This window comes from Advenella incenata (assembly GCF_004217095.1).
Lineage (GTDB): Bacteria > Pseudomonadota > Gammaproteobacteria > Burkholderiales > Burkholderiaceae_B > Advenella > Advenella incenata.
In genome coordinates this window covers 201,359-220,612 of record NZ_SHKO01000002.1, presented here as the reverse complement: position 1 = coordinate 220,612, position 19,254 = coordinate 201,359, and the positions used below count along the sequence as shown (strand labels likewise).

The window sequence follows — 19,254 nt, the reverse complement described above, 5'->3', positions numbered from 1 at the left end:
TCAAAATGATGTCGTGCATTTGCTGTTGGTATATGACCGGCGCTCCCGCAAGGGGCGCCGGTTTTTTATGGCCGGCCGTTGTGGCCCACGCCAATTAACATATGGGAACGAATGTCCGCGCTCACGACCCGGTTATTTGACTTACAGCAGTGCTAGAATGACAAAATCGCATCTGACACAGTGCTGGCCATGCCTGCTGCTTTGTTTTCAGGACATGTTGTAAGTGAGCATAGTGTCTATGACAAATGTATTATCAACAAACGGAGCAGATCATGAACGCCATCGCGGCATTACTCACGCTACTATCCGGCCTGGCACTTGCCGCCGGAGGCGGCTGGCTGTTGTCACTTGGGGGCAGCATCTATTATGTGTCTGCGGGTATTGTCCTGCTGATCACGGCATTTCTTCTGTTCAAGCGCCGCCCTTTCGCACTCGTGCTATACGCTGCCTTTCTGATCGGCACCGCCGTATGGGCGTTTTTCGAATCCGGCTATGACTGGTGGCCGTTGGCTGCCCGTCTGGGTTTTTTCCTGATTCTCGGCCTTATCCTGCTGTTGCCCGGTGTTGCGCGTCCGCTGCGCAGCCGTCTTGAGTCCGATCGTCGCATGGCCGCCAACGAGGCCACCAACTCCAAGGCCGTGCTCGCTGTTATCACAGTCGTGATTGCGATCGGCACGCTGGGCAGTATCGCCAACCCAACGCATGAAATCGACGGGCAACTGCCTGATGCCGTAGTAAGTGCTGAGCCGGACATGGGCAACAACGCCCAAACCGGTGATAAAGACTGGCACGCCTATGGCCGCACGGGTTATGGCCAGCGCTATTCGCCGCTGGACCAGATAACGCCGGACAACGTGAGCAAGCTGAAGCTGGCCTGGTCCTATCAGACGGGAGACGTCAAGCTTGAAGGCGATACCAATGAGTTCACCTACCAGGCAACGCCAATCAAGATAGGCAATACGCTTTATCTATGCACACCGCATAACTGGGCGATTGCACTGGATGCCGATACCGGCGAGAAAAAATGGGAATACAAGGCCGATGTGGTGGCCGATGGCCAGCGCCAGCACCAGACCTGCCGCGGCCTGTCCTACTGGGCCGGTGACGGCGCCGCAACGGACGCTGCAGCGCCTACAGCAGGCGAGACCACAACGGCAACGGCCGACAATGGCCAGGCTGCCGCGACAGGTGCCACACCTGCACCCGCCACCGCTACGCCTGCAACAACTGCCGACTCCGGCGCCGCTTGCAGCACCCGCCTGTTTCTGCCAACAGCCACAGCCAAGCTGATCGCGCTGGATCCGCAAACTGGCGAAGTCTGCAAGGATTTTGCCGATAACGGTGAACTTGATTTGACCCACAATATGCCGTTCAAGCAGCACGGGTATTATTATTCCACCTCCCCACCGGTGGTTGCCGATGGCAAAATCGTGGTGGCCGGTGCAGTCAATGATAACTATGATATCAACTCGCCCTCCGGCGTAATCCGGGCCTATGACGCTCGCACCGGCAAGCTGTTGTGGAACTGGGACTCGGGCAACCCCGACGATACGGCACCATTTGATCCGAACAATCCGGATCAGAAATACACGGTCAGCTCGCCCAACAGCTGGTCTGTCGGCAGTGTCGACGAGAAACTGGGTTTGGTGTATTTCCCCATGGGTAACCGCACGCCCGATCAACTGGGCCAATACCGCAACGAGCATGAGGAAAAATATGCAACGTCGGTGGTCGCACTGGACCTGAACAACGGCCAGGCAAAATGGGTTCACCAGTTCATTCACCACGACCTGTGGGACATGGATTCACCCGCGCAGCCCAGCCTGATGGACATCAGCACCGCCGGCGGCGTGGTGCCGTCCATGGTTGTGCCCACCAAACAGGGTGATATTTTCGTGCTGGACCGTCGTACCGGCGAGGCCGTGTTGCCGGTACGCGAAGTGCAGGCGCCACAAGGCACGATTAAAGGCGAGCATAGCGCGCCAACACAACCGGAATCGGCATTGAACTTCAAGCCCGATCCCCTGACCGAAGGCAAAATGTGGGGTGGTACACCGTTTGATCAGCTGTGGTGCCGCATTCAGTTCAAGTCCCTGCGCTACGAAGGCCAGTACACGCCGCCCTCACTGCAGGGAACGATTGTGTATCCGGGCAACTTCGGCGCCTTTAACTGGGGCGGGATCGCGGTCGATCCAAAACGCCAGGTCATGTTCGGCATGCCGCTGCACCTGGCGTTCGTGTCACAGCTTGTGCCCAAGGAAGAACTGGGTAAAGATGTGCAGATGAACGTGGGTGAACAGGGCGTCAATAGCAATGAGGGCGCGCCGTATGCTGTCAATATGCATCCGTTCCTGTCGCCACTTGGCGTACCTTGCCAGCAACCGCCCTGGGGCTATGTGGCCGGGGTAGACTTGCGCACCGGCCAAACGGCATGGCAACACAAAAACGGTACCATTCGCGACCTGTCACCACTGCCACTGCCCATAACCATGGGCGTACCGGGCATTGGCGGCCCGATGATCACCGGCTCCGGCGTGGTCTTCATGGGCGCTGCCGTGGATGATTATCTGCGGGCCTACGATCTGACGACCGGCAAGGTACTGTGGAACGCCCGGCTGCCCGCTGGCGGACAGGCAACTCCCATGACCTATCTGAACAGTAAAAATGAGCAGATGGTCGTACTGGTTGCTGGCGGCCATGGGTCGGTCGGCACCAAACTGGGTGACTACGTCATGGCCTACAAACTGGCGCAGTAACCGGCCGGTGCATCAGGGACTCTGCCGCAGCGAACATGGCTGGCGACAGAGTCCCTTTCTTTACTTACCGATACATACAGTCCGTACCCCCCCCCTGTTCGCGTTATTCATGCCCCAGCCGGCGCGAGATGCGTTCTGCGGTATCCAGTAGCATCGGACGGATGGCGTCTGCCGAGGGCGTATGCAGGGCATCGATACGCGCAATATGCGGCACATTGATGGCAGCAATAACCTGCCCGTGCTCATTGCGCACAGGCGCTGCCACATTGGTCACGCCCTGGATTTGCCGGCTTTTCATGACCGAGTATCCCGTTTTCCTGACCTTGGCCAGTTGCCGGCGTAATTGCTCCTCGGGCAGGATGAGTTCGCCGTCTGTCGGAACATGATTCTGCAGCATGCGCGCGCGTTCCTCGTCATCGCAAAACGCCAGCAGCACCTGTCCTGAAGAGGTATCGCCCAACCCCATTTCAGTTCCCAGTTTAAGACTGAGCGACCACCTGGCCGGGCTATCCACTTGGGCGATGATCACCAGTCGGCCCTGGCGGTAAATGCTCAGATGACAGGACTGCTGGCAGCGCACCGCCAGCTCCTGCAACAGCGGCAGAGCGCATTCGGTTAACTGGCGAACCGGATAATGCCGGTGGGCCAGATGAAACAGCCGCAATGTCAGCGCGTAACGATCGCTTGTATCGGCGGCAATATAGCCGAGCTTTTCCAGCACAATCACCATGCGGAAAATCTCACTGACCGAGCGTCCAAGCCTGGCACTCAGTTCATTCATGGTGCAGCCGTGGGTGCTCTCGCTCAGCACTTCAAGAATGGCCATTCCTTTTTCCAGCGCGGGCGCCGAATAACGCGATGGGTTGGTGGCGGGCGTCTTTCCAGTCATAAAAATAATGTTTTACTAATAAAAGTGATGCCAGAGTATACGAGGTTTTGCCAAGGGCCGACCGGGCGTTGGGGTAAATCCTCAGTGACAGATAGACGACGAAGATTGAAGCGCTCCAACTATTCCGGTAAGATAACTTTGTTTATATATCAAAACAACTTTTATTAATGAAAACGAAAGGAGGATCCCCCATGGGACAGCGTCTGGCAGGAAAAACCGTACTTATCACAGCAGCAGGCCAGGGCATCGGCAGGGCGACAGCGGAACTGTTCGTCAGCGAAGGCGCCAAAGTGTATGCCACCGATATCAACGAGGCACTGCTGGCCGAACTCAAAGGTTGCGAAACGCGCAAGCTGGACGTCACCAAGCCCGAGCAGATTGCAGCGCTGCACAAGGAAATCGGCGCCGTGGATGCCCTGTTCAATTGCGCCGGGTATGTGCATGATGGCAATATTCTGGGATGCGAACCCAAGGACTGGAACTTTTCCTTTGATCTGAATGTGACCTCCATGTATCACATGATTCGCACCTTCCTGCCCGGCATGCTTGAGAAAAAACAGGGATCCATCATCAATATGGCCTCTGCCGCATCAAGTGTCAAAGGCGTGCCTAACCGCTTTGTCTACGGCACCACCAAGGCGGCAGTGATCGGGCTGACCAAGGCGGTAGCAGCCGACTACGTCGGCCAGGGTATTCGTTGCAATGCAATCTGCCCGGGCACCGTGGAATCTCCGTCGCTCAAGGACCGGATTGCCGGCCAGGCCAAAAAATACGGCACATCTGAAGATGAGATGCGTGCCAACTTTGTATCGCGCCAGCCTATCGGCCGCGTCGGCCGTCCTGAAGAGATTGCTTATCTGGCCTTGTACCTGGCGTCCGATGAATCCATTTACACCACCGGCACCACACAGATTATCGATGGCGGCTGGTCACTGTAATTATTTATGCCGGATCTTCAGAACCGGCAACTATTGAGAACGATCACCAGTCCAAGAGAACCCTTTGCTGTCCACCACACAGCAGTAACGCCCGGGCTGTACATTACATAGACAGACGGGCAACTGCCTTGCAAGTGACGCTCGTTTAAAAAACAATAAAGCGTGCCAACCGTCAGGTGAGCACGCTTTATTGTTTTTATTGCTTCAGGCCATTGGCGTTATTGTCCAGGCCATTTTCAAACACCAATAAAAAATCCCCGCCTGATCGGATCCTGTTGTTTTTAACGACAGGCCCGGGCGGGGATTATTCTTTCAGAATGCGGGGTTAGTCTTCTTCGACGAAGGTTTCCTCGCGTTTCTTACGGATCGATGGGATGGCAACGATCACCACAAGAATGGCAGCTGCAATAAGCAGTGACATGGACAGCGGTCGTGTGACAAAGGTAGTGAAATCACCCCTTGACAGCAGCAGGGCACGACGGAAGTTCTCTTCCATCATCGGGCCCAATACCAGTCCCAGCAACAACGGCGCGCCCTCGCATTTGAGCTTGGTCCAGAAATAGCCGATGATGCCGAAGATAGCCATGATGTAGATATCGAACACGTTGTAGTTCAACGAGTACACACCAATCGAGCAGAACAGCACAATGGCCGGGAACAGCATGCGGTAAGGCACTTTGAGCAGTTTGACCCACAGACCAACCAGCGGCAGGTTCAGGATCACCAGCATCATGTTACCGATCCACATGGACACGATCAGACCCCAGAACAGATCGGGGTTGCTGCTCATGACCTGCGGGCCAGGCTGAATATTGTGAATGGTCATCGCACCCACCATCAGCGCCGTTACCGCGTTACCCGGAATACCCAATGTGAGTAGCGGAATGAACGAGGTTTGCGCAGCGGCGTTGTTGGCAGACTCAGGGCCGGCCAGACCGGCGGGGTGGCCCTTGCCAAAGCGTTCCGGATTTTTGGAAAGCTTTTTCTCCATCGTATAGGAGGCAAAGGACGACAATACGGCGCCGCCCCCAGGCAGAATACCCAGCGCTGAACCCAGCAGCGTACCGCGCAGGACGGCTGGCGCCGCTTCCTTGAATTCCTGCTTGTTCGGATACAGGCTGCCGATTTTGTCGGTAATGTTGACGCGATTTTCCTTTTGCGCCAAGTTGTTCATGATTTCGGCCAGACCGAAAACACCCATGGCAACCACAGCAAAGTCAATGCCGTCCTGCAGTTCGGGAATGCCGAAGTCAAAGCGGGCCACGCCCGAGTTCACATCGGTCCCTACCATACCCAGCAGCAGACCCAACAGAATCATACAGATGGCTTTGGGCAGCGAACCAGAAGCGAGCACCACAGCGCCGATCAGACCCAGTACCATGAGCGAGAAATACTCCGCAGGCCCGAACTTGAAGGCGACTTCAGCCAGTGGTGGCGCGAACGCGGCCAGCAGGACCGTTGCAAAGCAGCCGGCAAAGAAAGAGCCCAGCGCAGCGATCGACAGCGCCGCCCCCGCTCGCCCGTTCTTGGCCATCTGGTGACCATCGAGCACCGTGACCACCGCCGAGGTTTCCCCCGGTAGCGCCACCAGAATAGCCGTGGTTGACCCCCCGTACTGGGAGCCGTAGTAAATACCGGCAAGCATAATCAAACCGGCAACAGGAGGCAGAACATAGGTAAGCGGCAGCAGCATCGCAATGGTAGGCACAGGGCCGATACCGGGCAATACGCCGATCAATGTTCCGAGAATACATCCGAGCAGCGCATAAAGCAGATTTTCAGGCGTAAACGCGACCGAAAACCCCAGCGCCAAGTGTTCAAGTAGTTCCATAATGTTATTTTCCTTTGAGACGACGTGCCAGCGTCACAACAGCAATAATGAGTGACAGAGGGACGAAGATCTGCGCGAGCAGAGACCATTCGCCGAAAGGGACTGGCAGCAAGGGGAAAATCAGGCCAAGCCCCTTGATGAACGCCAGCCAGGTGAACAGCGTGAGGAAAATGGCATTGAAGATCGCGATTTTGATACTGAATTCATGACTGGCCAGGCTGCTGAAGATGATCAGCAATGGAACCGAAATGTACAGTCCCAGATGGTCCAGCATGAGCGCGAAAATGGAAATCGAACCAATGATCAGAAAAAGGATGTCCCAGTCGAAATGACCGATATCGGTGTCTTCTTTAGCTTCGCCTCGCAGCGAGCTCATAAAGACGATAGCGCCAAGCAGAGCCAGGCAGACGCCCAGCCAGAAAGGGAAATAACCCGGACCCATGCGGGCTGGAGTACCCATGTCATACGATTCGGAGAACAGGGCAAAGCCCACTCCGATAACGACGAACATGATTCCTGCCCAGAAATCCTGTTGACTTTTGATGTGCATATACTAAACCTTCGTTTTTAATTTACTTTGCGCAAGGAAATGCTGCGGTCACGGTGCAGCCGGGATGCCCAGTCCCCACTGCACTTGACGGTCAGCCTGATGCGTCAGTCGAGCTTGATATTGCCTTTCTTGACGACTTCCTTGGCCCAATCGAATTGTTGCTGGATTTCCTTGCCAAATTCTTCTGGCGAGTTACCGGAAGCAAATGCACCCTGTTTCTCCAGTGCTTCAACAACTTTGGGATCTTTCAGTGCTTCTACAGCCGCACTGTTGAGTTTATCGATCACTTCCTTGGGTGTGCCGGCAGGGGCCAGAAGGCCATACCAGACGGGCTGATTCAGGTTTTCGTAACCAAGTTCAGCGAAAGTGGGTACATCTTTGAGGGCAGGCAAACGCTCTTTCCAGGCGATTGCCATTGGCCGCAGGTTGCCACCTTGGATCTGGGGTAATGATGAAGGCAGATTGTCGAACAGGATTTGTATCTGTCCGCCGACAGCGTCGGTTACGGCAGGGCCCGAGCCACGGTAAGGCACGTGCACAATATCGGTTTGGGTGGTTTGCTTGAAGGCTTCTCCGAACAGGTGCAGTACGCCGCAGGTGCCTGAAGAACCATAGGAAAATTTGCCAGGATTGGCCTTGACTTCTTCAAGAAAAGCCTTGAAGTCTTTGGAAGGAAACTTGGGGTTCACTTCCAGGATGTTGGGTACATTGGCGAAGTTGACCACGGGTGCGAAATCTTTGAGCGCATCGTAGCCCAGGCCGGTGGGTTTGCACGCAGGATTGACCGCCATGGTAGAGACGGTGGCAATGGACAGCGTGTAGCCATCTGGTTTGGCGCGGGCCGCTTCAGTTGCGCCCAGTGCACCGCCTGCGCCACCTTTGTTTTCGATGACCATGGGTTTGCCCAGGATATCACTCATTTTTGCGCTAACAACGCGAGCAACGATATCGGTAGAGCCGCCTGGTGCAAACGGCACAATGACGCGTATAGGTTTACTTGGATAATCCGCAGCCTGTGCAGAGCCTACAGCTACGGCACTCAGGCAAAGGGCGGATGCAACAACTGAAAAAAGGGTACGCTTTTTCATTGACATTCCTTAGTTATAGAATTCTCGGAGATGGCATCATTACAGATGAAATCCTGGCGGATTTAATTCAAACACAGTGGCGGATTGCGCGCACTTGGCTTCAATTAAAACAAGATAGTATTAAGGAACATGCACCGGAAGCAAGCCCTAATATTTGAACCTAGGGTAATTGCGGAGACATTGATGCCATGTAACCGTGCAGTAATGTGATGCCTTGGTGCTTCCTATTTGCGCAGGCATCCGGCGTACGACATGCGTGATATTACAACTCATATGGATACTCTTTCCGTGATTGGCCGCAATTGCACGGTAAATGCTGGAAAACTTGCACGTATGTGAAATGATCGGCCAATGCGCATCGTGACGGCCCGCGGCAATTGTCTGATATCCGATCTTGCCATACAACCTTATCTTGCCATGTCCGCCTTTAATGCACCATCCGGCAATTTATTGCGCCATCTCGCTCGCGACGGCTTCCTGATTTTTCCATTCTGCATGCACAACACAAAACAGGCGGGCGGCCAATTACGGTCAAGCAGTGCACCTGGCTGCATCCGCAGGTCACTAGGGTTATGCACGCAATCGCCAGTCATCAGGGTCGGGATCACCTGAGCCCCTCTCCTGCAAAGAGCATTGCAAATAAAACAGCCCGCTGAGGCGATTTCAGACGGGCTGCAGGCATTTGCGCCCGCGCCGCAGGGGGTGGCTAGTGCTTCTTGCGATTTGCCGGCAGCAGGGCCAGCAACTCACCTACAATACCCTTGCGGAAAGCCATGACACACAGAATGAAAATCAACCCCATGACAATGGTGACCGACTCGCCCAGCGTCTGAAACCACTGAATACCGGTGGAGTTGGCCAGCATGCGTCCGATATCTCCGATTTTGTTCTCAATAAACACCACGATCAGCGCGCCGATCACGGGTCCGGTAAAGGTGCCTACGCCGCCGATCAGGGTCATCAGAACAACCGTGCCCGACATCTGCCACATGGCGTCAGACAGCGTTGCAGAAACAAATACCAGGGTCTTGGTGGCGCCCGCCAGGCCTGCCAGGCCTGCAGATAACACAAAGGCCAGCAGTTTGAACTTGTCGACGTCATATCCCAGCGAAACGGTGCGTGGTTCATTTTCCTTGATCGCATGCAACACCTGGCCAAAGGGCGACTTCACGGTGCGCCAGCAGATGTAATAGCCGATCAGGAAAATGACAATCACCAAATAGTACAGATTCAGATCGTTGCTCAGGTCTATTATGCCGAACAGCTTGCCGCGCGGTACGCCTTGCAGGCCGTCTTCGCCGCCGGTAAAGGGCGCTTGCAGAAAATAGAAGAAGACCATCTGCGACATGGCAAGCGTAATCATGGTGAAATAAATGCCGCTGCGCCGGATGGCCAGCCAGCCCACGATCAATCCCAGCAGGGCTGCGATGACAACGCCAAAAATAATACCCAGTTCCGGCGTCAGCCCCCAGACCTTGATGGCGTGGCCGGCGGCGTAGGCCGCCCCGCCAAAGAAGGCGGCATGACCAAAGGACAGCAAGCCCACATAGCCCAACAGCAGATTGAAGGCGCAGGCAAATAGCGCATAACACAGGATTTTCATGACGAAAATCGGATAGACACCCAAAGCAGGCAGAAAGGCCAGTGCCAGGGCAAAAACCAGCATGGCAAGCAGTTGGCGGTTCATTTCACTTTCCCGAAAAGTCCGGCAGGACGCAATAACAAGACAATTGCCATAATAATGAAGACGACCGTACTGGACGCTTCCGGCCAGAATACTTTGGTCAACCCTTCAATAACGCCCAGTCCGAGACCGGTGACAATAGAGCCCATGATGGACCCCATGCCGCCAATCACCACGACGGCGAACACGACAATAATAAGATTCGATCCCATCAGCGGGGATACCTGCAGCACTGGTGCGGCCAGCACGCCGGCAAAACCGGCCAGGGCAACGCCAAAGCCATAGGTCAGGGTCACCATGAGCGGCACATTGATGCCGAATGCTTCCACCAGCTTGGAGTTTTCGGTGCCGGCGCGCAGCAACGCACCCAGGCGGGTACGTTCAATCACATACCAGGTCACCAGGCAGGCGATAATCGAGGCGACGACCACCCAGCCGCGATAGATAGGCAATACCATGAACCCCAGGTTGACTGCGCCACGCAATGATTCGGGGGTGGGATAGGGTTGTCCGGAGACGCCGTACATGCTGCGGAAAATGCCTTCGATGAGCAAAGTCAGGCCGAAAGTAAGCAGCAGGCCATATAAATGATCCAGCTTGTACAGATGACGCAACAGCAGCCGTTCGATAATAATGCCGAGCAGGCCTACAACCAGCGGGGCGACAATCAGCATGACCCAATAGTTCAGGCCCAGAAATTGCAGGCCCATCCACGCCACGAATGCGCCAAGCATATACAGTGCGCCGTGAGCGAAGTTGATCACATTGAGCAGGCCGAAGATCACGGCAAGGCCAAGCGATAGCACTGCATAAAAAGAGCCGTTGACCAGGCCCAGAAGAATCTGGCCCAGAAAAGCAGCAAGGGGTATGCCAAAAATGGTAATCATATTTCAACGACTGCGTCAGTTTAAATAACACTCATGAATCCGGCAGACGCCCAATTGGCGCGCCTGCCAGGATAGGCCTGCAGTATCAGAGCTTGCAGGTTGATTCGCTTTCAGGCCCGTAGGCTACGTCGCCCGGCACTTTTTCCACAACCTTGTAATAATCCCAAGGCCCTTTGGATTCTTCCGGCGTTTTCACCTGCATCAGATACATGTCATGCACCACCAGGCCGTCTTTGCGGGTGACGCCGTTTTTCATGAACATGTTGTTGATCTTGTTGGACTTGAACCACTTGATGATCTCATCACCGTTATCGGTCTTGGTTTCCGCCACGGCTTTCAGATAAGTGCCCACCGCTGCATAGTCACCGGCCTGAAGGAAAGAAGGCTTGCGTTTGACGCGGTCCTCGAATTTCTTGGACCAGGCGCGCGACTCATCATCCTGATCCCAGTACCAGGAGGAAGTCAGGTACAGGCCCTGTGTGGTTTTCAGACCCAGCGAGTGAACATCGTTGATGAACACGAGCAGCCCGGCCGGCTTGATGGCGGGAAAAACACCGAATTCACTGCCGGCTTTCATGGAGTTGATGAAGTCGCCACCGGCATTGGCCAGGCCCATGATCTGTGCGCCCGAAGACTGCGCCTGCAGCATGTAGGAAGAAAAGTCCGTTGTGCCAAGCGGCACCTTGACCGAACCCACGACTTCACCCTTGTTGGCCTTGACTACCGTGGTGGTGTCGGCTTCAAGCGCGTGACCGAAAGCGTAATCAGCGGTCAGAAAGAACCATTTGGTACCACCCTGCTTGACCACGGCGCCACCGGTTACATTGGCCAGCGCCTTGGTGTTGTAGGCGTAGTGAATCGTGTAGGGCGTACAGTTGGCATTGGTCAGTGCGGTGGTGCCGGGGCCAATGGCGATATAGGGCACTTTCTTGCCGGCAGCAACGGCTGCCGAAGCCAGCGCCGTGGCCGAATTGGTGCCGCCGACAATCATGTCTACCTGGTTCTGGTCAATCCATTGCCGTACCCGGGCCGAAGCCACATCGGCCTTGTTCTGGTGATCGGCGGTGAGCAGTTCGATTTTCTTGCCGTCGATCGCGCCGCCCGCGTCTTCAATGGCCATCTTGATGGCTTCTATACCGGCCTTGCCGTCGATATCGGAATAGACGCCCGACATATCGGTAATGAAACCAATACGGATGACGTCATCAGAAATGCCCGCAGCCATGGCGTGGGTGCCCAACGAAGCCAGAGCAAGCGCACAAAGTGTTTTTGTGAGTCTCATCGTTACTCTCCAATAGATATGATAATTGTTGTTAATTGAAACGTTAAACGCCAAGCAGCTCGTTTAACGTATCCTGTTTTGCAGTCAGTTGTGCAGCCGGAAAAGATTCTACGATTTCGCCATGTTCCATGACATAGAAATGATCTGCCAGGGGCGCGGCAAAGTGAAAATTCTGTTCGACCATGATGATGGTCAACCCCTTTTGCTTGAGCGTGGTAATCATGCGGGCCAACGCCTGCACAATGACCGGAGCCAGCCCTTCGGAAATTTCATCCAGCAACAGAATATCGGCACCGGTGCGCAGGATACGCGCCACCGCCAGCATCTGCTGCTCTCCGCCAGACAAGCGGGTGCCGGGCGAATTGCGACGTTCCTTCAGATTCGGGAACATGGCGTAGATTTCATCGAGCGACATGGCGTTGGCCGCGGCCTTGTCGTTTTTCAGCGGCGGCGGCAGCAACAGGTTTTCTTCACAGCTTAAGCTGGCGAAAATACCGCGCTCTTCCGGGCAATATCCAACGCCCAGGTGGGCAATGCGGTGGGTCGGCAGGCTGATGGCCTCCTCGCCGTGAATCCGCACCGAACCCTTGCGGCTGCCGGTCAGGCCCAGCATGGCGCGCATGGTCGTGGTGCGACCGGCGCCGTTACGGCCCAGCAGGGTCACGACACTGCCTTTGGGCACGGTCATGTTTACGCCGTGCAAAATATGCGACTCGCCATACCAGGCGTGCAGGTCTTTTATTTCAAGGGCAAGGGCGCTCATGCGTGAGCTCCCTGCAAAGCGGCGTCGGCGGTGCCCATATAGGCTTCCATGACGGCAGGGTTGGTTGAAACCGTTGCGTAGTCGCCTTCGGCCAGCACGGTTCCGCGCGCCAGCACCGTAATACGATCGGCAATAGAGGAGATCACATTCATGTTGTGCTCGACCATCAGAATGGTGCGCCCGGCACTGACTTTCTTGATCAATTGCGTGACGCGGTCTACGTCTTCGTGTCCCATTCCCTGGGTAGGTTCGTCCAGCAGCATCAGTTCGGGTTCCATCGCCAGCGTTGTGGCGATTTCCAGCGCGCGCTTGCGGCCATAGGGCAGGCTGGAAGTAATGTGATCCTGGAAATCCAGCAGATCGACTTCTGCCAGAAGTGCGCGGGCCCGATCATTGAGCAGGTTCAGCGACGTGTCGCTTTTCCAGAAATGAAACGAGGTGCCTTCTTCGCGCTGCAGCCCGATACGTACATTTTCAAGTACAGTCATATTCGGAAACACGGCGGAAATCTGAAAGGAACGGATAATACCCTTGCGTGCAATTTGTGCAGGCTTTTCAGATGTAATATTCTGGCCGTTGAAAAAAATCTCGCCCGATGTTGGCGTGATAAATTTTGTCAGCAGGTTAAAGCACGTTGTTTTGCCCGCACCGTTAGGGCCGATAAGCGCATGGATGGACCCTCTTTCCACCTGCAGATCAACAGCATTTACCGCCACAAAACCAAGGAATTCCTTGGTCAGTTTTTTTGTCTCTAATATTAGATCTGTCATATTCTTGTCTTGTGAAACCCGCAAGAAAGCAGGTAGTTCACCCGCTGCCGTTTGTAGCAGACAGTATGCTTACGAACACGTCAATTTGCTATTAGTGCTAACCATAGGTGAATTGCCGAAGACGATAATTGAAGACACAATACGGAAGATTCAGAGACGATTGGATAAAAAAAGCCCATTTTAGAAACATAGTCTGTCGCATAGGCGACAATTGTTTGCACCAAATCAGAATAAATGTCGACCCCGCTGATTCATTACCATACCGGTCTGTCCCCCAGGCCGAGTCCTTTTCGCGGCCCGGCTGGCCGTTTTTGATAAGGGGATCGACTTTAATGGTCGCCAATTATTTCAATTGTCATATTCGATGCGGCGTGCATTGCCAGGCTGACAGATAGCCTGCGCTGACCTTTTCTGCAGCGTGCCACATGTGCATCAATGGCAGTTTTTTACATATCCGTCTCTACCATGTGTCGCAGGCGTTCGAGCGCGCGATCCCAGCCGGCCGAGATGCCGTGCAGAAAGGCTTGTGCTTCTTCCAGCCGTTGTGGTTGCAGCGCGTAGCGTACTTCGCGACCATGCCTTTGGTGCTGCACCAGCCCGACCCCCTCGAGCACCTGCAAATGCTTGATGATGGCCTGGCGCGAGACAGGCGCGTTCACCGAAAGGCGCGAGGCCGATTGCGCGCCTTGTTCAACCAGCCGCTGCACAAGAGCAAGCCGGGTGCCATCGCCAAGCGCAGAGAACACATCTGCAATGTGCTGGCCATCGGCAACGGTTTGATCAATCTCGCTCGACATATTGCTTCACATTACGAATCTGCTCCTCCCAGCCGCCCGTGTTCATCAGGAAGGCGCGAGCGCGGCGATGTGCCGGTACGGTATCGAACCCGGATTCGGTAATCGTAAGCTGCGTGCCGTCTGCAACAGGTTCCAGGCGGAACTCAACCAGGGTGGTGGGCTCGTTATGGGGATCGGCCTGGGCATCGATACCGAAAGGGATCCAGCGAAAGCTGAAGTATCGCTCGGGCTCAATCGTTTGCACCGTGCAGAACGTCGTACTCTCTTGCGGCAGATTGACCGGTCCTGGCGTGACGCCGGCCTGACGTTGATATTGCTGGATCACGGCCTCGTCCAATGGCCCGATATATTTGCCCCGGACCGTCTCGGCCTCAATAAAGGGCCCTTCCAGCGCGACCCCGAACCACTGCCCGAACTGCTGCGCATCGGTCACGGCTTGCCACACCCGGGAGACAGGCGCGGCAAGCGTGACGCTTTTTTCGATCTGATTTGAAGACATTTACTCCTCCTGTTTATGTGCAACCATATGGTTGCACTAAGTGTAGAACAGAAAAACCCGACAGGCAACTGTTTTTTGTTGCACCGATCGGGTGCGCGCCCCCCCGATCAGGCCCACCAGCAATGCGTGTAACAGGTTTGTTCCTGGCCGATCCACGTTTACGCAAAAGACAATGGCCGATAGGTTTGCCCATCCCCCTTTGCACTGCCCTCTTATCGCCGTTTGCCACAGGGGGTTATCAAAATGAAAAAGCCTGCCTTTCGGATTTAACGATAGGCATTCATGGCGTTTGCCGACATACTACCGGGCACACCGATCCGCATGCCCCATTGTGCGCCCACGCCCCCATAAGGAGACACTCATATGAAAATGACACCCCTAAGCCTTGCAGCTACGATGGCCCTGCTGATTACCCCCGCCCTGGCCGCAGCTGCCGATTATCCACAACGTCCCATTTCATTGATTGTGCCTTTTGCCGCCGGCGGCCCGACCGATGTTGTCGCCCGCTCCCTTGCCAACGAAATGGGCAAGGTGCTCAAGCAGACCGTGGTGGTGGAAAACAGGACCGGCGCCGGTGGCACACTGGCGGCCGGCTACGTGGCTGCTGCCAAGCCTGATGGTCACACCATTTTCCTGCACCACACCGGCATGGCAACAGCCCCCGCCATGTACAGCAAACTGCGCTATGACCCGCTCAAAAGCTTTGAATATATTGGCGAAGTTGTCGATGTCCCCATGACGTTGATGGCGCGTGCCGATCTGCCACCGAACAATTTCAAGGAGTTTGTTGATTACGCCAAAGCCAATGGCGACAAAATCAATCTGGCCAATGCAGGCCCAGGTGCGGTCTCCCAGCTATGTGGTTCGCTACTGCAACAAGCCATGGGCGTGAAATTTACCACCGTACCCTTCCAGGGTACCGGGCCTGCCATGACGGCGCTGATGGGCAAGCAGGTTGATGTGCTGTGTGACCAGACCACACAAACCCTGCCGCATATCAAGGCAAAAGATCTGAAGTTCTACGGCGTGACAACACCCGAGCGGATCAAGCAGCTACCCGATGCGCCGACATTGGCCGAACAGGGACTCAAGGGATTTGACGTCAAAGTGTGGCATGGCCTGTACGCACCTAAAGGCACGCCCAAACAAGCCGTAGACAAATTGAACGAGTCTCTGAAGGTGGCCCTCAAAGCGCCCGCTTTTGTGCAACGCATGGAGCAACTAGGCGCCCAGATCGTCAGCGAAGAGCGTCAGACCCCCGAGTCGCTGCAAAAATGGCTGGCCGCCGAAGTGGCCAAATGGGGCCCTATCCTGAAAGCGGAAAACATCAGCGTCAACTAAATCGCATTGATACTTAAGGTCGGCGGCATTGCCCGCCGCGATTGCGCCTGTGAAGCTCGATCCTCACAGGCTTTTTTTCGCGTTACAGACGCCGGCTTGCGCTGCCTTGGGCAGTATTAGTCACTGAAGGCAACATCAAATGTCATCACCGAAGTAAGCGATTGCCCCGGCTCCAGCGGTTGCCCACCGACCTGTGTCGGGCCGTAGGTAGCGTTCAGATTAAACGCATCGGACGTATTGCTGACCGGCTCGGCGCAGAACCAGTCTTTGCCTGGCGGGCTGTAGACCACCAGGAAATCCAGCGGCTGGGTCGCCGTCATGCGTAGCGTGCGGCGCTCATCCGGCCAGTGGATGTCGGCCACGTGATCCCAGGCAGTGAAAGGATGATCGAAAACATGCCGATCGATCGCAATACCCTGTTTGAGCGCATCGGTGTCCGGATGCATGGCCAGATTCAGCGGCATGACCTCCTCGTCGCTGATCCAGGCCTGGCCCACGCCTGCTGTCAGAGTTGTATTGGGATGACGCACGAAGTAGGGATGATGCCCCATGCCCACCGGCATGACGCGGTGGCCGGTATTGGTCACCGTCAAGTGCACCTTCAGTCTTAGCGGCTCCAGTACGAAACGCTGCTCGGCAACAAACGCGTAGGGCCAGGCATCCGGCGTGTGCGCATAATGCAAGAGCAGCTCGTTTTCCTGCGCTGACTCTACGGTCCAGGGTTTGTTACGCACAATGCCATGGATGCTGTGTGGTGAGTCGGGCTTGGCCGAAGGGTAGGTCACGCGCTGGCCTTCGAACTCGAAGGTGCCGTTGCGCAGCCGTCCGAACCAGGGCAACAGCGGAAAGCTGGACATCTCGGAGACCAGACCTTCCTCGATCGCCTGCGCAGAAGCGTCGCGCAACCAAGGGCATATGACGTTATCAATGCGATGCCGGTAACCGCAAATGGCGCCGCCGATATGAGGCGCAACAATCAATTCGGCCTGGTCGGCACGCAGGGTAATCAATTTCGTTTTACTCATTCGGTGTCCTTTTTTGTGCAATGTATATGTCAGGTTCAGGCTGCCGGCGCCACCGCTGCGGCAGATGCCCAATAGCGTTGCAGCCAGCCGAGCCCGTCTCGGGTGCCACGGGCCGGCCGATACTCGCAGCCGATCCAGCCGTCGTAGCCCAGCGCCTCGAGTTGCCCGAACACATACGAATAATTCAGTTCTCCCGTATCGGGTTCGTGCCGGTCCGGTGCGCCGGCAATCTGCATATGGCCCAGCTGCCCGGCGCCAAGCGATTGGCCAATATGACGCGTGACATCGCCTTCGGTTCGCTGGCAATGGTAAAGATCCATCTGGATACGCAGGTTATCCATATTGACCTGCGCCAGCACATCGCGCGCCTGCGCCTGGCGGGACAGAAAATAGCCGGGCATATCAATCGGATTGATCGGTTCGATCATCAGCTCCAGATCGGCGCCCTGCAGCAGCGCAGCCGCTTTGGACAGCGTATCCAGATATTGCTCGTGCGCAGCAGCATACGCGCCCTGGTCGGGTACGATTCCGGCCATGACATGGATGCGCGGCACACCCAGAATCAATGCGTAATCAATGGCTTTTTTCACGCCATCCAGGCATTCGGCCTGGCGGCCCGGCAGACAGGCCAGCCCTTTTTCGCCGGCCGCCGCAACGCCCGGTGGCGCATTAATCAGCACTTGCTGCAAGCCGTGATCCTGCAGCCGACTGCCGATCGCATGCGCCTGTTCATCATAAGGGAACAGACATTCGACCCCTTTGAAACCATCCTGCGCCGCCAGCGCGTAACGATCCAGGAAAGGCACCTCGGTGTACAGCAAGGACAGGTTTGCAGCGAACTTCAACATTATTGATATCCCATTTGCGCCAGCAGGCTGTCGGGCACCGTGATGCCCTCTTCTTGCGCCGTATTGGCCAGATCATGACGGCGCGCGCCGGGCAGGCGAACCCCGTCATCTTCCAGCATGGCGGCAATCAGATCTTCAAGACGATTGAAATACGTCTGCTGGCCGGCCAGGGCCTGTGGATCGATCAGAATAAATACCTGACCCAGTCTGGGTTCGTTGCCGGTATCATCATAAAGCGGATCGGCCTCATAGCCGAAATTGGCCCCGGTAAGCGCCACGCAGAGCACTTCAACCATCAGGGCCAGCATGGATCCCTTGACGCCGCCAGCGGCCTGCATACTGCCTTTGAGGGCGGCCTTGGCATCATTGGTGGGCCGGCCTTCGCTATCGAGCGCCCAGCCATCGGGAATGGGTTTATCATCACGTGCGGCCAGAATGACTTTACCCCGGGCTACCTGCGATAAAGACAAGTCAATCACTACCGGCTCGGCCTGCTCGCGCGGAAAAGCCGCTGCGATGGGATTGGTGCCAAACAACGGTCGCTTACCGCCCCAAGCTGTGATGGCCGATGGCGAGTTGCTGAAAGCCAGACCGATCAGTCCGGCATGGGCTACCGGCTCCAGATGGTAGGCCGCCATGCCGAAATGATGGCTGTTGGTCACCCCGGCAATGCAAATACCGGTCTGTTTGGCCTTTTCTATCGCCGTGGTAATGGCCAGTTCGCAGGCCGGAAAGGCCAGCCCGGTACGCGCATCCACCAGCAGCGCCGATGCTTTTTCCTGCACAATTTCCGGTTCTGCGCCCCCGTCGGCCCGTCCTGAAGACAGATGCAGCGCGTAACTGGGTACACGCGATACGCCATGCGTGGCAATGCCGTGCGCATCGGCAAAGACCAGCGCCTTGGCGGTAGTCTCGGCCATGGCCGGATTAGCCCCGGCGGCGGCCAGTGTGTCCTGCGCCAGGGTAATCAGGGAAGAAAGTGAAATTGTGCTCATGCTGCCTCGTCCATATTGTTGTGTGTAATCCGTGGCTGTGCTGCGAGATATCCGCAACACGGCCTGTATCAACCTAATGATAATTCAGGAAGGTCCAGCACTGCCGCAGATCGCCGGGAACACCGCCAATTTGTCGGTGCACCCGTGCAATTTGATGGAGCGTAGCGACAACAAGCAGCCGCACACCGGGCAGGCTGCTTGTTTTTCGGAAAACGAAAGAGAATCAGTAAAGAAAGAGGATCAGTAAAAAGACCAGCGTGGGCCACCGATGAACGGCAGACCGGTGAGCAGGCCCCGCCGCCGGGTGGCCA

At 55.9% G+C, this 19,254-nt stretch carries 16 protein-coding genes and 1 pseudogene; 3 read left to right on the top strand and 14 right to left on the bottom strand.

What is annotated here, in order from left to right:
* Positions 1 to 272: 272 nt before the first annotated feature.
* The gene (locus EV681_RS12255; RefSeq protein WP_130304157.1) at positions 273 to 2,756 is read left to right on the top strand and encodes a membrane-bound PQQ-dependent dehydrogenase, glucose/quinate/shikimate family; all 2,484 of its coding nucleotides are present in this window, start codon (positions 273 to 275) and stop codon (positions 2,754 to 2,756) included.
* Between the two features lie 103 nt (positions 2,757 to 2,859).
* Here the strand turns inward: EV681_RS12255 and EV681_RS12250 are convergent, their stop codons facing one another.
* On the bottom strand, positions 2,860 to 3,645 hold the full coding sequence (locus tag EV681_RS12250) for an IclR family transcriptional regulator (RefSeq protein WP_128393202.1): 786 nt from the start codon (positions 3,643 to 3,645) through the stop codon (positions 2,860 to 2,862).
* A 191-nt stretch (positions 3,646 to 3,836) separates the two neighbouring features.
* Here EV681_RS12250 and EV681_RS12245 point away from each other — a divergent pair, with 191 nt between their 5' ends.
* Positions 3,837 to 4,583, top strand: a complete 747-nt coding sequence (locus EV681_RS12245) for an SDR family oxidoreductase (protein ID WP_130304156.1) — start codon at positions 3,837 to 3,839, stop codon at positions 4,581 to 4,583.
* Positions 4,584 to 4,908: 325 nt separating this feature from the next.
* Here EV681_RS12245 and EV681_RS12240 read toward each other — a convergent pair whose 3' ends face one another.
* The 10 genes and pseudogenes from EV681_RS12240 to EV681_RS12195 form a co-directional block, all read right to left on the bottom strand.
* The gene (locus tag EV681_RS12240) at positions 4,909 to 6,414 is read right to left on the bottom strand and encodes a tripartite tricarboxylate transporter permease (RefSeq protein ID WP_128393204.1); all 1,506 of its coding nucleotides are present in this window, start codon (positions 6,412 to 6,414) and stop codon (positions 4,909 to 4,911) included.
* 103 nt (positions 6,415 to 6,517) lie between these two features.
* Positions 6,518 to 6,964: pseudogene (locus EV681_RS12235) on the bottom strand (tripartite tricarboxylate transporter TctB family protein); the annotation flags it as partial.
* Between the two features lie 104 nt (positions 6,965 to 7,068).
* A complete protein-coding gene (locus EV681_RS12230) occupies positions 7,069 to 8,058 on the bottom strand; it encodes a tripartite tricarboxylate transporter substrate binding protein BugE (RefSeq protein ID WP_128393206.1) in 990 nt (329 codons plus the stop codon).
* A gap of 700 nt (positions 8,059 to 8,758) precedes the next feature.
* Positions 8,759 to 9,739: a branched-chain amino acid ABC transporter permease gene (locus EV681_RS12225; RefSeq protein ID WP_128393207.1), complete on the bottom strand. Its 981-nt coding sequence runs from the start codon at positions 9,737 to 9,739 to the stop codon at positions 8,759 to 8,761.
* The gene (locus EV681_RS12220; protein WP_014752524.1) at positions 9,736 to 10,623 is read right to left on the bottom strand and encodes a branched-chain amino acid ABC transporter permease; all 888 of its coding nucleotides are present in this window, start codon (positions 10,621 to 10,623) and stop codon (positions 9,736 to 9,738) included. The genes EV681_RS12225 and EV681_RS12220 overlap by 4 nt, the downstream gene beginning before the upstream one ends.
* Positions 10,624 to 10,708: 85 nt before the next feature.
* Positions 10,709 to 11,905: an ABC transporter substrate-binding protein gene (locus tag EV681_RS12215; RefSeq protein WP_128393208.1), complete on the bottom strand. Its 1,197-nt coding sequence runs from the start codon at positions 11,903 to 11,905 to the stop codon at positions 10,709 to 10,711.
* A 43-nt stretch (positions 11,906 to 11,948) separates the two neighbouring features.
* Positions 11,949 to 12,668 carry an ABC transporter ATP-binding protein gene (locus EV681_RS12210; RefSeq protein ID WP_128393209.1) on the bottom strand — a complete coding sequence of 240 codons (720 nt, stop codon included), beginning with the start codon at positions 12,666 to 12,668 and terminating at the stop codon, positions 11,949 to 11,951.
* On the bottom strand, positions 12,665 to 13,438 hold the full coding sequence (locus EV681_RS12205; protein WP_128393210.1) for an ABC transporter ATP-binding protein: 774 nt from the start codon (positions 13,436 to 13,438) through the stop codon (positions 12,665 to 12,667). The genes EV681_RS12210 and EV681_RS12205 overlap by 4 nt, the downstream gene beginning before the upstream one ends.
* Before the next feature lie 446 nt (positions 13,439 to 13,884).
* A complete protein-coding gene (locus EV681_RS12200; RefSeq protein WP_130304155.1) occupies positions 13,885 to 14,235 on the bottom strand; it encodes an ArsR/SmtB family transcription factor in 351 nt (116 codons plus the stop codon).
* Positions 14,219 to 14,734 (bottom strand): SRPBCC family protein, encoded by a 516-nt coding sequence (locus EV681_RS12195; protein ID WP_130304154.1) that lies wholly within the window; start codon positions 14,732 to 14,734, stop codon positions 14,219 to 14,221. Before EV681_RS12195 ends, EV681_RS12200 begins: the two co-directional genes overlap by 17 nt.
* Before the next feature lie 363 nt (positions 14,735 to 15,097).
* Between EV681_RS12195 and EV681_RS12190 the strand changes: the two genes are divergently transcribed.
* Positions 15,098 to 16,075, top strand: a complete 978-nt coding sequence (locus EV681_RS12190; protein WP_423191205.1) for a Bug family tripartite tricarboxylate transporter substrate binding protein — start codon at positions 15,098 to 15,100, stop codon at positions 16,073 to 16,075.
* Between the two features lie 116 nt (positions 16,076 to 16,191).
* On the opposite strand, the gene EV681_RS12185 is transcribed toward EV681_RS12190, so the two are convergent.
* Genes EV681_RS12185 through EV681_RS12175 form a run of 3 tightly spaced genes read right to left on the bottom strand, consistent with a single transcriptional unit; the run spans position 16,192 to position 18,943 of the window.
* Positions 16,192 to 17,100, bottom strand: a complete 909-nt coding sequence (locus tag EV681_RS12185) for an aldose 1-epimerase (RefSeq protein WP_128393213.1) — start codon at positions 17,098 to 17,100, stop codon at positions 16,192 to 16,194.
* Positions 17,101 to 17,135: 35 nt separating this feature from the next.
* The gene (gene otnI, locus EV681_RS12180) at positions 17,136 to 17,948 is read right to left on the bottom strand and encodes a 2-oxo-tetronate isomerase (RefSeq protein ID WP_130304153.1); all 813 of its coding nucleotides are present in this window, start codon (positions 17,946 to 17,948) and stop codon (positions 17,136 to 17,138) included.
* The gene (locus EV681_RS12175) at positions 17,948 to 18,943 is read right to left on the bottom strand and encodes an Ldh family oxidoreductase (protein ID WP_130304152.1); all 996 of its coding nucleotides are present in this window, start codon (positions 18,941 to 18,943) and stop codon (positions 17,948 to 17,950) included. The genes otnI and EV681_RS12175 overlap by 1 nt, the downstream gene beginning before the upstream one ends.
* Between the last annotated feature and the right edge of the window lie 311 nt (positions 18,944 to 19,254).

Coding starts and splice junctions, on each gene's coding strand:
- EV681_RS12190 (WP_423191205.1), top strand. CDS start 15,098: ATGAAAATGACACCCCTAAGCCTTGCAGCTACGATGGCCCTGCTGATT.
- EV681_RS12195 (WP_130304154.1), bottom strand. CDS start 14,734: ATGTCTTCAAATCAGATCGAAAAAAGCGTCACGCTTGCCGCGCCTGTC.
- EV681_RS12205 (WP_128393210.1), bottom strand. CDS start 13,438: ATGACAGATCTAATATTAGAGACAAAAAAACTGACCAAGGAATTCCTT.
- EV681_RS12230 (WP_128393206.1), bottom strand. CDS start 8,058: ATGTCAATGAAAAAGCGTACCCTTTTTTCAGTTGTTGCATCCGCCCTT.
- EV681_RS12245 (WP_130304156.1), top strand. CDS start 3,837: ATGGGACAGCGTCTGGCAGGAAAAACCGTACTTATCACAGCAGCAGGC.
- EV681_RS12225 (WP_128393207.1), bottom strand. CDS start 9,739: ATGAACCGCCAACTGCTTGCCATGCTGGTTTTTGCCCTGGCACTGGCC.
- EV681_RS12255 (WP_130304157.1), top strand. CDS start 273: ATGAACGCCATCGCGGCATTACTCACGCTACTATCCGGCCTGGCACTT.
- EV681_RS12210 (WP_128393209.1), bottom strand. CDS start 12,668: ATGAGCGCCCTTGCCCTTGAAATAAAAGACCTGCACGCCTGGTATGGC.
- EV681_RS12220 (WP_014752524.1), bottom strand. CDS start 10,623: ATGATTACCATTTTTGGCATACCCCTTGCTGCTTTTCTGGGCCAGATT.
- EV681_RS12250 (WP_128393202.1), bottom strand. CDS start 3,645: ATGACTGGAAAGACGCCCGCCACCAACCCATCGCGTTATTCGGCGCCC.
- EV681_RS12215 (WP_128393208.1), bottom strand. CDS start 11,905: ATGAGACTCACAAAAACACTTTGTGCGCTTGCTCTGGCTTCGTTGGGC.
- EV681_RS12175 (WP_130304152.1), bottom strand. CDS start 18,943: ATGAGCACAATTTCACTTTCTTCCCTGATTACCCTGGCGCAGGACACA.
- EV681_RS12200 (WP_130304155.1), bottom strand. CDS start 14,235: ATGTCGAGCGAGATTGATCAAACCGTTGCCGATGGCCAGCACATTGCA.
- otnI (WP_130304153.1), bottom strand. CDS start 17,948: ATGTTGAAGTTCGCTGCAAACCTGTCCTTGCTGTACACCGAGGTGCCT.
- EV681_RS12240 (WP_128393204.1), bottom strand. CDS start 6,414: ATGGAACTACTTGAACACTTGGCGCTGGGGTTTTCGGTCGCGTTTACG.
- EV681_RS12185 (WP_128393213.1), bottom strand. CDS start 17,100: ATGAGTAAAACGAAATTGATTACCCTGCGTGCCGACCAGGCCGAATTG.